Here is a 13,530-nt window from a genome sequence, read left to right on the forward strand (position 1 = left end):
ACAAAGAGTTAGAGCAGGATGCCTGATCCTGCTCTAACGTGCGATGCGCCCGTCTTCGAGCGATTCCGCCAGCGGCGCGGGGCGTTCCGTTTCGGTGGCGATACGGATCGTTGTTCCGGTTTCCGCCGCCTTGTGGACCGCTTCCATCACTTCCAGCACATGCAGCGCAAGGCTGCCATTTGCCCGGTGCGGGCGACCTGCGCGGATGGCATGGGCCATGTCGGCGACGCCGAGCGAGCGGTAATTGCCGTCGGCATAGGGTTCAGTTGTTTCCTGTGGCTCGAACGCGCCGCCTTTTTTGAGCAATTGGATTTCGCCGCCGAAATAATTCGGGTCCGGGACGATCAGCGTTCCCTCAGTGCCGTAGAGTTCGAGCGGCACATGCTTGTGGCCCGCCACGTCGAAGCTCATACTGATCTGCACCACCGCGCCATTCCGGAAAGCCATGACGCCCGCGACGTGGGTGGGCACATGCACGGGGATGCGCTCGCCATTGCGGGGCTGGCTGGTGATGATGCGCTTGTTGCGTGGCGTGGTGGCGAAGCCTGCCACTTGCGCGACCGGGCCCAGCAGGTTGACGAGATCGGTGATGTAATAGGGGCCCATGTCGAGCATTGGGCCGCCGCCGATTTCATAGTAGAAATCCGGGTTCGGGTGCCAACGCTCATGTCCGGGGCACATGAAGGTGGCCGTGCCGCCGACGGGGATGCCCAGCGCACCGGAATCGACGATGGCGCGCGCCGTCTGGTGCGAACCGCCAAGGAAAGTATCGGGCGCCGCGCCGATGCGTAAATTCCGCGCGGCGGCGAAGTCGGCAAGTTTCTTGCCCTCCGCGAAAGTGATGCCGAGCGGCTTTTCCGAATAAGTATGCTTGCCCGCCTCCAGCGCCTGCATCGCCACCGCCACATGAGCCTTCGGCACGGTGAGATTGACGATGAGTTCGATTGCAGGATCGGCGAGAAGCTCGCTCACCTCGCGGGCGGGCACATTGAACTCCGCCGCGCGCTGTTCAGCCAAGCTGCGGTTCAGATCCGCAACGCCCCTGATGTCCAGAATGGGAAAGGACGCCATCGCCTTCAGATAGGCCGACGAAATATTGCCGCAGCCGATAATGCCTATGCCTAGTTTTTCCATCAGTCTCCTCCACTGGAATGCTTCAGTTTTAAAATGTAAGCGTCGGCGTGACAGTACCCCCTCTGTCCTGCCGGACATCTCCCCCTCAAGGGGGGAGATTACGCCGTTATGAGCGCTCGGTATCAATCGCATACGTTGCAGAATGTGCAGGGAGAGGCGTATCAGCCAATCTCCCCCCTTGAGGGGGAGGTGCCCGGCAGGACAGAGGGGGTGACCGGGCCGATGTGTTCATTTCATCCTGACTCGCCTAAACCGCCGGGGCCGGCCCGGTCGTCCCCCAGGGCGACTCGTAGAGCTCGCACAGCGCCACCACCGCCGCCCCTTGCGCCCATGTCCCATCAGCGGATTCGTCAAAAACGAGTTCCGCGACCGTCTGGATCGATGGGGGAATCGCGCGGCGGTAGGTGTCACGCAGGCTGTCGAGAAACACTTGTCCCAGCGACAGGCTGGACCCGACGAGGATGACGCGCGGCGGCCCGAACAGCGTGACGATATTGGCGACCGCCAGCCCCACCGCCTCGCCCGCGCGGGTCGCAGCTGTGATGAGCGTGTTGTCATCCGCCGCGATCAGCGTCTGCGCCATCGCCATGCCACGCCCGAGCCGCATCGCTTCGGCGAGGCGCCCGCCGCTGTCCGGCTGGTCGCCGAGTATGGCGCTTTCGCCCGCAAGCGCGGAAAGGCGCACGATGTCCTGCGGGCCGATACCCAGCACGAGGTCGCCGAGATTGTGGCTGAGGCCCCCCGCGCCGCGAAAAAGCTGGCCGTGATGCAGGACACCGAGGCCCAAGGTCTGCTCCAGCGAGACCAGCACCATGTCGTCGAGGTCGCGCGCCTTGCCGAACCAATGATGCGCCAGCGCGATAGCATGGGCGTCGCTCTCCACAATGGTCGGGACATTAAGGCGGCTGGTCATTTCACGCGCGAAGTCCACATCCGTCTCGCGGAACACCAGGCTCGAGCGGACAATTCCGGTGCGGTGCTCGATGACGCCGGGCAGGCCGATGCAGATGGAATCGATGTCGCCGAGCGCCAGCCCGGCATCGACGACGCAACGCCTGACGCCATCCTCAATCAAATCGGTGATGACGGAAATCGACTGGCGGTTAACCCGGATGGGCAGTGTCAGTTGCGACAGCACTTCGCCGCAAAAATCGGTGACGACGAAAACCATCGAATGGGCGGCAATCTTGACGCCGACGACGCGCGCGGCGTCGGGGTTCAATTCCAGCATCACCCGTGGCCGCCCGCGGGCGGCGGCATTGCGCAAATCGCCCTCATGCCGCGTCAGGATCAGCCCGTCATCGAGCAGCGCGCCTGTTATCGCCGAGACCGTGGTGGTGGAAAGCTCCGAACGCTCGCTGATCTCCACGCGCGAGATCGGCCCATGCCGGCGGATCGTGTCCAGCACGTTGAAGCGATTGATCGCGCGCATGAGTTCGGGGTCGGCTGTCTTCATCGGGCTGATTAAGGGAGTAGGGGAAATCGGGAGTAAGTGAGTAGGGATGAGTTATTCTCTTATCCCCTTTTAAGCAGGGGTGCGAATTAAATAGCCGATATGGACGGCCGCCTGTCAAGCGGATTTGCTGAAAATATCGATTTACCGTTGACTCTTGCGAAAGTGTCAGGTGAATTAATCCGCATTGGGGAAAAATTGGTTGGAGGAATTTCCCCTAGGGAGGAAATCGCAATGAACCATATAATTGGGGAGGCGCCCCGTCGCGCCAGGAATTTGTGTGCCCTTGCGGGCATGACCGGCATGGCCTTTCTCTTCTCGATTGCCGGCGCCAGCGCGGCCCAGACGGTGGTCAAATGGCTGCATCTCGAAGTCGTGCCGGCGCGGGTCCAGATGTGGGAGGATATCGCCAGGAAATACGAAGCCGAGCATCCGGACGTCGATATCCAGATGCAATTCCTGGAAAACGAGGCTTTCAAGGCCAAGCTGCCGACACTGCTTCAATCCAATGATGCGCCGGATTTCTTTTATTCCTGGGGCGGGGGCGTCCTTAAACAACAGTCCGAAACCGGGGCGCTGATGGACCTGACGGACGCGATGAACGCCGATAATGGCGCCTGGGTGAACAGCTACAATCCCGCTGCCGTGAAGGGCTTTACCTTTGATAACAGAATTTATGCGGTTCCTTTCAAAATGGGAACGGTCAGCTTCTTTTATAACAAGGCGCTTTTCGAAAAAGCGGGCGTGAAGGCCGAGGATATCAAGACCTGGGATAATTTCCTCGATGCGGTCAAGAAGTTGAAGGCGGCGGGGATTACGCCTATTGCCGGGGGCGGTGGCGACAAGTGGCCACTGCATTTCTACTGGAGCTATCTCGTCATGAGGAATGGCGGGCAGGAAGTGTTCGAGGCGGCCAAGAACAAGGAGGGCGAGGGTTTCCTCGATCCCGCCATCATCAAGGCCGGCGAGCAGCTTGTGGAGCTTGGCAAGCTGGAGCCTTTCCAGGGTGGCTATCTCGGGGCCGGCTGGACGCAAACGCTCGGTGTCTTCGGCGACGGCAGGGCGGCGATGATCCTGGCGTTTGAGCAAACCGAAGGCGACCAGCGCGCACAAGCGTCCGACGGCAAGGGGCTCGCGCCGGAAAATCTCGGCCGCTTCGCTTTTCCCATTGTCGAGGGTGGCAAGGGCAAGGCAACCGACACGCTGGGCGGTCTCAATGGCTGGTCCGTCACCAAGAAAGCGCCGCCGCAGGCGGTCGATTTCCTGCGTTACCTGACGAATGAAGAAAATGAGCGGCTTCAGGCGGCTGCGGGCCAGATCATTCCCGCGGCCAAAGGCGCAGAGGATGCAATCACCAACCCGCTGATGCGCGCCTCGGCGGACCAGCTTGCCGCCTCGACCTGGCACCAGAACTTTTTCGATCAGGATCTGGGACCAGCGGTGGGACGCGTCGTCAACGACGTCTCCGTGGCGATCTTGACCGGGCAGATGTCGCCGGAAGAGGGGGCGAAGATGATCCAGGACGCGGTGGAACTGGAGTAGGCGCCCTTTCCCTCCCCCTTGCGGGGAGGGTGGCCCGGAGGGCCGGGTGGGGGTGGTGACGTTTACAACCACGGTCTTCGGCAAAAGCGCAAACGTCAGCACCCCCATCCACCCGCTAGCGCGGGCACCTTCCCCGCAAGGGGGAAGGAAGGCGCCATTCCTCCAATGCAGGAGCCAACGGCATGACCGACGCAACCGCCACGATGCCAGCCTCACCGGCCGCGACGGGACGAGCGCGCCACACCAACCCGATGGCGCAGGGGCGTCTGCCGGTGCTCATTCTCTTCCTGCCGCCGGCGCTGCTGCTGTTCACGCTCTTCGTCATCCTGCCGATGGGGGAGGCGGCTTGGTACAGCCTGTATCGCTGGAACGGCTATGGCTCGCCCGAAAATTTCATCGGATTGCGCAATTTCCAGGTGCTGTTCAACAACGCCGCGTTCTCCCGCGCGCTGGTCAATAACGGCCTCATCATCCTCGCCTCGCTGCTGCTGCAAATCCCGCTGGCGATCTGGCTTGCCATGATGCTGGCGCACAGGATCAAGGGCGTCGTCACCTTCCGGCTCATCTTCTTCCTGCCCTATGTGCTGGCGGATGTCGCCGCCGGGCTTATCTGGCGCTTCGTTTATGACGGGGATTACGGTCTCTTCGCCGTCATCGCGGGATTTTTCGGAGTCGCTACTCCCTATGTGCTCGCCGACAAGGACCTCGCGATCTACGCGGTTCTCGCTGTGGTGATCTGGAAATATTTCGGCTTCCACATGATGCTGTTCATCGCCGGTCTGCAGTCGGTGGACAGGAGTGTGCTGGAGGCTGCTGAAATCGACGGGGCGACGGGCTGGCAGAAGTTCCGCTATGTGACGCTGCCGATGCTGGGGTCCACGGTGCGGATTTCCGTCTTCTTCGCCATCATCGGTTCCCTCCAGCTTTTCGACCTGGTCATGCCGCTGACCGGCGGCGGCCCGCTCGACGCGACGCAGACCATGGTCACTTTCCTCTACACTTATGGCGTGATGCGCATGCAGGTGGGGCTGGGCAGCGCGGTCGGCGTCGTCCTTTTCGTCATCTGCGTCACGCTCGCCTTCGGTTACAAACGGATTTTCATGCGCCATGACTGATGAAAGCACATCGCTCCGCATGAGTGCGGCCACACGTCTTTACCTTTATGTCTCGCTGTCGCTGGTCGCCGCGCTGGTGCTCGTGCCCCTCATCGCTACCGCCCTCGGCGGCTTCAAGTCGCTGGGAGAACTGCGCGTCAATCCCTTCGGCCTGCCGCGGGAATGGCTCTGGTCGAACTATCTCGATATATTGTTCGGAGACCGCTACTGGCGGCAGATGGTCAACTCGCTGTTCATCGCGGTCATGACCGTGTTCCTGACTGTCGTGGTTTCATCCATGACCGCTTTCACCCTGGCGCATGTGCGGTTCTTCGGGGCCAGTTTTCTGCTCAATTATTTCCTGATCGGGTTGATGTTCCCGGCAGCGACAGCCATCCTGCCGCTCTTCATCCGTATCCGCGATTTGGGGCTGCTCGATACCTATTGGGGCGTGATCCTGCCGCAGGTCGCCTTCGGCCTGGGCATGAGCATCCTTCTCTTCCGCAATTATTTCCGCAATCTGCCGGGAGAATTGTTCGAGGCGGCTTTCGTCGACGGCTGCGGTTATATCCGCTTTTTCTGGCATGTCTCGCTGCCGCTTTCGCGTCCGATTATCGCTACGGTCGGCATCATTTCCTTCGTCAACAGCTGGAACAGCTACATCGTGCCGCTGATTATGCTTAACTCGGAGTCGAAATATCCTTGGCCGCTCGGCATCATGGTCTATCGCGGCGAGTTCGGCACACAGTGGCAACTGGTCCTTGCCTTCATCACGCTGACGATCCTGCCGACCGTCATTGTCTTCTTCATCGCCCAGAAGCACATCATCGCGGGCCTGACCGCAGGTGCGGTGAAAGCCTGAGAAGACCTGCCGCCCCCGCGGGCTGCCTGCTTCATAGTTCCCGACACTCCAGCCTCCTGGCGCCCTCCGGCGCCGGGCGTTTGGCGCATGCCGATCTTTTTGGATTGACAGGTCCCCCGGCATTTGTTCTTATTCCATTATAAAACATAATATTCCGTTATTATGTAATAAAAGGGGAACTGTCATGAAATCACTGAAGGTCGCGCTGCTTCTCGGTTCTGCATTGGTTGCCTTGTGTCCCGCCGCATTCGCCCAGACGAAAGGCGGGGTCATCAATGTCGCGACGATCGGCGAGCCGCCGACGCTCGACGCCATGGCTTCGACGGCCGATCTCGTCGGTATCGTTTCGCAGCATATTTTCGAGACGCTCTATACGTTCGACAAGAACTGGAACGTCACGCCGCTGCTGGCCGCCGGCCTGCCGGAAATCACGCCCGATGGGAAAACCTACACGATCAAGCTTCGCACCGGCGTCAAATTCCATGACGGAACGGATATGGATGCCGCCGATGTGGTGGCTTCGCTGAAGCGTTGGACGGAGGTCGCCTCGCGCGGCAAGCAAACGGCGTCGATGATCACGTCCATCGAAGCGGTCGATCCAGCGACGGTCAAGATCACGCTCAACGCGCCTTACGCGCCGCTCGTTTCGCTGCTTGCCTTCAACAATGCCGCCGCGATCATCCTGCCGAGCGAGAAGCAGCAGAACCCGATGACCGATCCGGTCGGCACCGGCCCCTATAAGCTGAAGGAGCGCAAAGCGGATCAATATATCCAGCTGGTGCGCTACGACGGCTATAAATCGCCCGAGGGCGAGGAGAACGGCTATGGCGGGGCGCGGCATCAATATCTCGATGAAATCCGCTTCGTTCCCGTGCCCGATCCCAATACGCGCGTGGAGGGCGCTATTTCCGGCCAGTTCGATTATGTGGACAGCCTGCCGGTGGAAGCTTTTGAACGCTTAAAGGGTCAGAATGCGGCGGAACCGGTGATATTGAAGCCGTTTGGATGGCCAGTTTTTGTCATGAATATGGCCATGGGCATCACCAAGAACCAGGATATCCGGCTGGCGATCCGCGATGCGCTCAGCATGGAAGACATGATGGCGGCGGCCTTCGGCAGTCCGGATTTCTATTCGCTCGACCCATCCATGTACCCTGACGGCTATGTCTGGAAGACGGATGCCGGCACCAAAGGCGCTTATAATGTCGCGGACCCCGAAAAAGCCGCCGAGCGGGCAAAGAAAGCCGGCTACAATGGCGAGCCGATCCGCATCCTAACCAGCCGCCAGTACGAGTTTCATTATAAAATGGCGCAGGTTGCCGCGGAATATCTGAAGGCGGCGGGCTTCAAGGTGGATATGCAGGTGGTGGATTGGGCGACGCTCACCCAGCGCCGCGCCGACCCGAAGCTTTGGGATATCTATATCAGCCACAGCCCCTTCCTGCCGGAGCCCGCGCTGATCGGCGCGATGTCGACGAGCGCGCCCGGCAATTGGGACACGCCTGCCCGCAAGGCGGCGGTCGATGCTTTCAATGCCGAAGTCGATCCGAAGAAGCGCGTCGCCCTTTGGGCCGAGGTGCAGAAGGTGATTTACGCCGAGGTCCCCATCATCAAGATCGGTGATTTCAACGCTCTCTCGGCCAAATCGCCTAAGCTTGAAGGCTTCACGCCCGCGCCGTGGCCGTATTTCTGGAACGTATCGCTGAAGCAGTGACGGTCTGAACCGTTCGGACGCGGGCGGCTTTTCGTCCGCGTCCATTTCCCGATAACCGGAACGATTCCATTTAGATGCTCCGCTATATCCTTCAACGTTTCATTGGCATGATCGTCGTGATGTTCCTGGTGGTGACGATCGTGTTCGTCATCGTCCGCGTCACGCCGGGCGATCCGGCGGCGGTGATGCTCGGGCCGGAGGCGACCGCTGCGGATATCGCAGCTCTGCGCCAGCAATTGGGGCTCGATCAGTCCATCCTGCTGCAATATGTCTACTACATCGGCAATCTTCTGCGGGGGGATCTGGGACAGTCCATCTTTCTGAACCAGCCGGTCCTTGAGGCGCTGGCGCAGCGCGCGGAACCGACCTTCTTCCTCACGATCTTCTCGCTCTTCATCGCCAGCGTCATCGCCATCCCCATCGGTGTTTATGCCGCGTATCGGCGCGGTTCGGTCTTCGATCAGGCGGCAACGGCGGTCGCGATGCTGGCTGCAAGCATTCCAAGCTTCTGGCTCGGCCTTATCCTCATGCAGATATTCGCCGTGCGGTTCGGCCTGTTCCCGGTTTCCGGCTATGGCGGGCCGGGCACGTCGCTGATGGAACGCCTCGGCTATCTTGTCCTGCCGGCCTTCGCGCTCGGCATCGTCTCCTCGGCGCTGATCATGCGGTTCACCCGCGCCTCTATGCTCGATGTGCTCGGCGACGATTATGTCCGCACCGCACGCGCCAAGGGCGTGGATGAGCGCCGCGTCGTGCTGAAACATGCCTTCAAAAACGCGCTGATCCCGATCCTGACGGTGCTCGGCCTGACGGCGGCCGTGCTCATTTCCGGCGCGGTGGTGACGGAAACGGTGTTCGGCCTTCCCGGCGTCGGCAGTCTCGTCGTGTCGGCGGTGCTGCGGCGCGATTATCCCGTCATCCAGGGCGCGCTGCTTGTCATCGCAGCGCTCTACGTGCTCATCAATTTCGCCATCGACATGCTTTATCTCGCTGTAGATCCAAGGGTGCGCTATTGATGACCGGAACCACGGCCACTATCTCTCCGCGCGCCAGCGAGCGTTTCAGGTTCTTCCGGGTGCTGATCCGGCGCAAGACTGTTCTGTTCGGGCTCATCGTGCTCGCAATCTTCATTGCCCTTGCGGTCTTCGCGCCGTTGATCACTCCCTATGCACCAGGCAAGCTATCGGTCGTCAACCGGCTGAAGCCGCCCAGCATGACATGGTTCTTCGGCACGGACGAATTCGGGCGCGATGTGTTTTCGCGCACCATCTATGCGGCGCGCCTGTCGCTGCTTGTCGGCTTCTCGGTCGTGGTGCTCGCCTCTGTGATCGGCGTCACGCTCGGCATCCTCGCCGGCTTTTTCCAGAAGCTCGATGCGCCGATTACCCGGCTCATCGACGCGATGATGGCCTTTCCCGATATTCTGCTTGCCATCGCGCTCGTTGCGGCGCTCGGTCCCTCGCTCACCACGGTCATCGTCGCGCTCAGCATTGTCTATGCACCAAGGCTCGCGCGTGTCGTTCGCGCCTCGACGCTGGTCGTCCGCGAGCTTCCCTATGTCGAGGCCGCGACCTCGCTCGGCATCTCCACGCCGCACATCATCACCAGGCACATATTGCGCAATCTGCTCTCGCCCATCCTGGTGCAAGGCACGTTCCTGTTCGCCAATGCCATGCTGGCGGAAGCGGGCCTGTCCTTCCTCGGCCTCGGCGTCAGCCCTGAAGTGCCGACATGGGGAACGATGATTGCCTCCGGCCGTCAATATATCGGCACGGCCGACTGGATGACCCTCTTTCCCGGCATGGCCATCGTGCTTGCCGTGCTTTCCCTCCAGATGGTCGGCGACGGTTTCCGTGATCTTCTGGACCCCCGCCTCAGAAAGGACCTTTGATTATGCCTGCCTCATCCCAAGGGCGTTTGCTGCTGACCAACGTCAAGCCGGTTTCGTTCGGACCGGGAACGCCCGCGAATGCCATCGACGTTCTGATCGATGCTGACGGAAACATCGCCGATTTCGGCCCGTCGCTTCAGGTCGAAGGCGATATCATCAGGATAGACGGCAAGGGCGCGTGGATTTCGCCCGGCTGGGTCGATCTGCACACCCATATCTGGCACGGCGGTACGGATATTTCGGTGCGCCCGCAAATGTGCGGCGCGGAACGCGGCGTCACCACCATTGTCGATGCGGGTTCGGCAGGCGAAGCCAATTTTCATGGGTTCCGCGAATATATCATCGATCCGTCGCGGGAACGCATCAAGGCGTTCCTCAATCTGGGCTCCATCGGCCTTGTCGCCTGCAATCGCGTCAGCGAACTCAGCGACATCCGCTCCATCGACATCGACCGCACCGTCGCCTGCGTCAATGAGAACCGCGACCATATAGTGGGTCTGAAAGTGCGGGCGAGCCATGTCATCACGGGTTCCTGGGGCGTCACGCCCGTCAAGGTTGGCAAGAAGATCGCCAAGATCCTGAAGATTCCGATGATGGTTCATGTCGGCGAGCCGCCTGCGCTCTATGACGAGGTGCTCGAAATCCTCGGCCCCGGCGACATCATCACCCACTGCTTCAACGGCAAGATCGGCAGCAGCATCATCGAGGATGACGATCTCTTCGAACTGGCTGCGCGCTGCGCGGGCGAGGGGATACGGCTCGATATCGGCCATGGCGGCGCGTCGTTCTCCTTCCGCGTCGCGGAAGTGGCGATCGCGCGGGGCCTGCTGCCCTTTTCGATCTCCACGGATATTCACCTGCGCAGCCTGAACTTCGCCGTGTGGGACCTCGCCACAACCATGTCGAAGCTATTGAGCGTAGGCATGCCGTTCGAAAAGGTGGTGGAAGCGGTGACGCTCTCGCCCGCTTCGGCCATCGGCCTGCCCACGGACAATCTGCTCGCCGTTGGGACGCGCGCGGATTTCACCATTTTCGAGCTGGGCGATGCCGATCTGAGGGTTATCGACTCCATGGGCTACGAGGCGAAGCTCGACAAATTGTTCGAGCCGCGTTGGGCGATCCTCGGCAACGAACCCGTCGCCGCCAGCCGCTATCAGCCGGAAAAGCCCGAAACCTCAGGCGCCATCGCGTCTTATTCCTATCGCTGAGGATCAAGCCTTGAGCCATCTTTCAAGCCCGGCGCTCGATGCCGCTTCTTCTCCCTATGACCGTCTTAAGGCGCTAAACATCGTTCTGCCGCCTGCTCCCAGTCCCATCGCCAATTTCGTGACCCATATCCAGGAAGGCAAAATGCTCTACCTGTCAGGGCAGGGGCCACGCGAGGACGACGGCTTCATGCATACGGGCAAGGTCGGCGGCGCCGTAAGCGTCGAGGACGCCTACAAGCACGCTCGCCTCACCGGCATTAATCTGCTTGCAGTAATGCAGGCAGCGCTGGGTGACTTGAGGCGGGTGAAACGGGTTGTGAAGCTCCTCGGCATGGTCAATGCCGTGCCTGACTTCACCGACCATCCGCAGGTCATCAACGGCTGCTCGGACCTACTCATCGAGGTGTTCGGCGAAATCGGCAATCATGCCCGCTCCGCCGTCGGCTTCGGCTCGTTGCCGGGTAATATCACCGTCGAAATCGAAGCAATCATCGCGGTGAAAGATTGAGCTCACGAATGGCCGCGCCAGCCCATCACGGTTTCGATCCGCTCCGCAGCGGCTTTGACCTCGTCTGCGTAGCGGCCGGGATTGTCCGTGATCTTCTGTTCCGGCAGGACGATGGAAATGGTGGCGATGCACGCGCCCTTGTCGTCGCATATGGGCGAGGCGATACAGGCGACGGCATAGTCGGATTCGCCGGCCTGGATGGAGATGCGGGCCTCGAGCGCCTCTTTCGCCGAGGCGGAAAGGACAGCCGGATCGACCACCGCCCGGCCGGTCGGCGAGGATTTGGCGCAATGCTCGAACAGGGCCAGCCTTTCCTGCTCCGGCAGATGGCCGGCGAGAAGGCGTCCCGACGCCGTCCAGTTGAGGGGAACCCGCGTTCCCACGCGCGACGTCACCTGGAAATGCCCGGGACCATCGGCCATGGCGAGCACGATCATATGGTCGCCCTCGCGTCCGCATACCTGCACCGTCTCGCCCGAAATGCGGCTGAGATTGTGCATCTCATGCGTGGCGACGTTGAGGAAGTCCAGCGAGCGGGCATAGGCAAGGCCATAGTGATAAAGCCGCGCGCCAAGCCAGACCGTGCTGTCGCCGGCGTTGCGCGACAGGAGGTTCTTCTCCACCAGATCGTCGATGATCACATAGACAGTGGAGAGCGGCGCTTCGATCGCCTTGGCGATGGCATAGGCGCCAGCCGGATTTCCCGTTTCATAGAGATAGTCGAGCACCTGAAGGGCGCGGTCCATGCCGCTGACCCGCGAGCGTTTCGCAATCGCCGCGCGTGGCTGATCCATGTCCGATGTCTTCGCGTCCACTTTCGGGCTCCTGCAATGGGGGTAAGGTCTCTCGACTCCCTATTACATTATAATGGCACATAGGCCAATAAACTGGAACCTCACGAGGAGAATAACAATGGCCGATTCACTTCCCCCTTTCGATATACGCGCAGAGCGCGGCTTGCGTCCCGTCATCAATGTTTCAGGCACGATGACAGCGCTCGGCGCATCCATTGTGGTGCCGGATGCAGTCGCCGCCATGAGCGCCATTCTGCCGCAATTCGTGGAGATCAACGACCTGCACAAGAAGGCAAGCCCGGTCATCGCGAGACTGACCGGCGGCGAGGCGGGCTTCGTTACCGCCTCCTGCTCGGCGGGCATCACGCTTGCTGTTGCCGGGACAATGACAGGGGACGATCTGGCCGCCATCGAACGGCTGCCGGATGCGACGGGGCTGAAGAACGAAGTCATCGTCCAGACCGGCCATGTCGTCAGCTATGGCGCGCCGGTGGATCAGGCGATCCGGCTTACGGGCGCCAAGGCGGTGCTTATTGGCCAGGCCACCTCCTGCTATCCCTATCATCTTGACGGGGCGATCAATGAGCGGACGGCGGCGGCGGTCTTCGTCGTCTCCCACCATACGGTGCAGTACGGCCTGATCGCGCTCAAGGCGTTTGCCGAAATCTGCCATGCGCGGGGCGTGCCTGTTATTGTCGATGCTGCGTCGGAATATGATCTGAAAATTTTCCTCGCGCAGGGCGCCGACATCGCGCTCTATTCCTCGCACAAATTCCTCGGCGGCCCGACCGGAGGTATTGTGGCCGGGCGAAAGGACCTGGTTCGCAGCGCCTTCCTGCAGAATATGGGGATAGGCCGCGGCATGAAGGTCGGCAAGGAAAGCATCCTCGGCGCCATTGCGGCGCTTGAAGTCTGGGAAAAGCGCGACCATGCGGCCATTCGCGAAAAGGAAACCGGCTACCTTCACCTGTGGAAGCAGACGCTGGCCGACAAGCCCGGCATCACCGCCCAGATCGAGCCGGACCCGACCCACAATCCGCTGGATCGCCTCAGGGTGACTGTGGATACACAGGAAGCGCACATCACCGCATGGAATCTCGCCGATGCGCTGGCGCGAGGGCCTCAACCGGTCATCGTGCGCGACCATGAGGCGGAGCATGGGTATTTCTACATGGACCCCTGCAATCTCCATCCGGGCGAGGAAAAGATCGTGGCGCGCCGCTTGGAAGAGGAACTTTCCAAGGCCCGCGCCTCCAACGAGATCATCGCCACGCCGTTCGAGGAGCGCTATGCGCGGCGCATCGCTGGCCTGATGCGTTGGCCGGATTAA

Annotated in this window: 12 protein-coding genes; 9 read left to right on the plus strand and 3 right to left on the minus strand. The window is 61.0% G+C overall.

What is annotated here, in order from left to right:
- Positions 1 to 33: 33 nt before the first annotated feature.
- Together IEX53_RS16360 and IEX53_RS16365 are read right to left on the minus strand one after the other, a co-directional pair.
- Positions 34 to 1,134 carry a Gfo/Idh/MocA family protein gene (locus IEX53_RS16360; protein ID WP_188825250.1) on the minus strand — a complete coding sequence of 367 codons (1,101 nt, stop codon included), beginning with the start codon at positions 1,132 to 1,134 and terminating at the stop codon, positions 34 to 36.
- Between the two features lie 247 nt (positions 1,135 to 1,381).
- The gene (locus tag IEX53_RS16365) at positions 1,382 to 2,590 is read right to left on the minus strand and encodes an ROK family transcriptional regulator (protein WP_188825251.1); all 1,209 of its coding nucleotides are present in this window, start codon (positions 2,588 to 2,590) and stop codon (positions 1,382 to 1,384) included.
- A 231-nt stretch (positions 2,591 to 2,821) separates the two neighbouring features.
- On the opposite strand from IEX53_RS16365, the gene IEX53_RS16370 reads away from it, so the two are divergent.
- The 8 genes from IEX53_RS16370 to IEX53_RS16405 all read left to right on the plus strand — a co-directional run bounded on the left by IEX53_RS16370 (position 2,822) and on the right by IEX53_RS16405 (position 11,406).
- Positions 2,822 to 4,129, plus strand: coding sequence for an extracellular solute-binding protein (locus tag IEX53_RS16370; RefSeq protein WP_188825252.1), 1,308 nt, complete (start codon positions 2,822 to 2,824; stop codon positions 4,127 to 4,129).
- A gap of 182 nt (positions 4,130 to 4,311) precedes the next feature.
- The gene (locus IEX53_RS16375) at positions 4,312 to 5,244 is read left to right on the plus strand and encodes a carbohydrate ABC transporter permease (RefSeq protein ID WP_188825253.1); all 933 of its coding nucleotides are present in this window, start codon (positions 4,312 to 4,314) and stop codon (positions 5,242 to 5,244) included.
- Positions 5,237 to 6,085 carry a carbohydrate ABC transporter permease gene (locus tag IEX53_RS16380; RefSeq protein ID WP_188825254.1) on the plus strand — a complete coding sequence of 283 codons (849 nt, stop codon included), beginning with the start codon at positions 5,237 to 5,239 and terminating at the stop codon, positions 6,083 to 6,085. Before IEX53_RS16375 ends, IEX53_RS16380 begins: the two co-directional genes overlap by 8 nt.
- A 184-nt stretch (positions 6,086 to 6,269) precedes the next feature.
- Complete coding sequence (locus IEX53_RS16385) at positions 6,270 to 7,799, plus strand: ABC transporter substrate-binding protein (protein ID WP_188825255.1); 1,530 nt, start codon at positions 6,270 to 6,272, stop codon at positions 7,797 to 7,799.
- 74 nt (positions 7,800 to 7,873) lie between these two features.
- On the plus strand, positions 7,874 to 8,815 hold the full coding sequence (locus IEX53_RS16390) for an ABC transporter permease (RefSeq protein WP_188825256.1): 942 nt from the start codon (positions 7,874 to 7,876) through the stop codon (positions 8,813 to 8,815).
- The gene (locus IEX53_RS16395; RefSeq protein WP_188825257.1) at positions 8,815 to 9,690 is read left to right on the plus strand and encodes an ABC transporter permease; all 876 of its coding nucleotides are present in this window, start codon (positions 8,815 to 8,817) and stop codon (positions 9,688 to 9,690) included. The genes IEX53_RS16390 and IEX53_RS16395 overlap by 1 nt, the downstream gene beginning before the upstream one ends.
- A 2-nt stretch (positions 9,691 to 9,692) precedes the next feature.
- A complete protein-coding gene (locus IEX53_RS16400) occupies positions 9,693 to 10,898 on the plus strand; it encodes an amidohydrolase/deacetylase family metallohydrolase (RefSeq protein WP_188825258.1) in 1,206 nt (401 codons plus the stop codon).
- A 10-nt stretch (positions 10,899 to 10,908) separates the two neighbouring features.
- On the plus strand, positions 10,909 to 11,406 hold the full coding sequence (locus IEX53_RS16405) for a RidA family protein (RefSeq protein ID WP_188825259.1): 498 nt from the start codon (positions 10,909 to 10,911) through the stop codon (positions 11,404 to 11,406).
- A gap of 2 nt (positions 11,407 to 11,408) precedes the next feature.
- On the opposite strand, the gene IEX53_RS16410 is transcribed toward IEX53_RS16405, so the two are convergent.
- Entirely contained in the window at positions 11,409 to 12,200 is a 792-nt protein-coding gene (locus IEX53_RS16410; protein WP_188825279.1) for an IclR family transcriptional regulator, read from the minus strand.
- Positions 12,201 to 12,318: 118 nt separating this feature from the next.
- Between IEX53_RS16410 and IEX53_RS16415 the strand changes: the two genes are divergently transcribed.
- Positions 12,319 to 13,530, plus strand: coding sequence for an aminotransferase class V-fold PLP-dependent enzyme (locus IEX53_RS16415; protein ID WP_188825260.1), 1,212 nt, complete (start codon positions 12,319 to 12,321; stop codon positions 13,528 to 13,530).

Origin of the sequence: Paramesorhizobium endophyticum (assembly GCF_014640615.1) — a bacterium.
In the GTDB taxonomy this organism is placed as follows: Bacteria; Pseudomonadota; Alphaproteobacteria; order Rhizobiales; family Rhizobiaceae; genus Paramesorhizobium; species Paramesorhizobium endophyticum.

What these genes read in the sequence shown, in the direction of transcription:
- IEX53_RS16360 (WP_188825250.1), bottom strand. Translation starts at nt 1,134, where the DNA reads ATGGAAAAACTAGGCATAGGCATTATCGGCTGCGGCAATATTTCGTCG.
- IEX53_RS16365 (WP_188825251.1), bottom strand. Translation starts at nt 2,590, where the DNA reads ATGAAGACAGCCGACCCCGAACTCATGCGCGCGATCAATCGCTTCAAC.
- IEX53_RS16370 (WP_188825252.1), top strand. Translation starts at nt 2,822, where the DNA reads ATGAACCATATAATTGGGGAGGCGCCCCGTCGCGCCAGGAATTTGTGT.
- IEX53_RS16375 (WP_188825253.1), top strand. Translation starts at nt 4,312, where the DNA reads ATGACCGACGCAACCGCCACGATGCCAGCCTCACCGGCCGCGACGGGA.
- IEX53_RS16380 (WP_188825254.1), top strand. Translation starts at nt 5,237, where the DNA reads ATGACTGATGAAAGCACATCGCTCCGCATGAGTGCGGCCACACGTCTT.
- IEX53_RS16385 (WP_188825255.1), top strand. Translation starts at nt 6,270, where the DNA reads ATGAAATCACTGAAGGTCGCGCTGCTTCTCGGTTCTGCATTGGTTGCC.
- IEX53_RS16390 (WP_188825256.1), top strand. Translation starts at nt 7,874, where the DNA reads ATGCTCCGCTATATCCTTCAACGTTTCATTGGCATGATCGTCGTGATG.
- IEX53_RS16395 (WP_188825257.1), top strand. Translation starts at nt 8,815, where the DNA reads ATGACCGGAACCACGGCCACTATCTCTCCGCGCGCCAGCGAGCGTTTC.
- IEX53_RS16400 (WP_188825258.1), top strand. Translation starts at nt 9,693, where the DNA reads ATGCCTGCCTCATCCCAAGGGCGTTTGCTGCTGACCAACGTCAAGCCG.
- IEX53_RS16410 (WP_188825279.1), bottom strand. Translation starts at nt 12,200, where the DNA reads ATGGATCAGCCACGCGCGGCGATTGCGAAACGCTCGCGGGTCAGCGGC.
- IEX53_RS16415 (WP_188825260.1), top strand. Translation starts at nt 12,319, where the DNA reads ATGGCCGATTCACTTCCCCCTTTCGATATACGCGCAGAGCGCGGCTTG.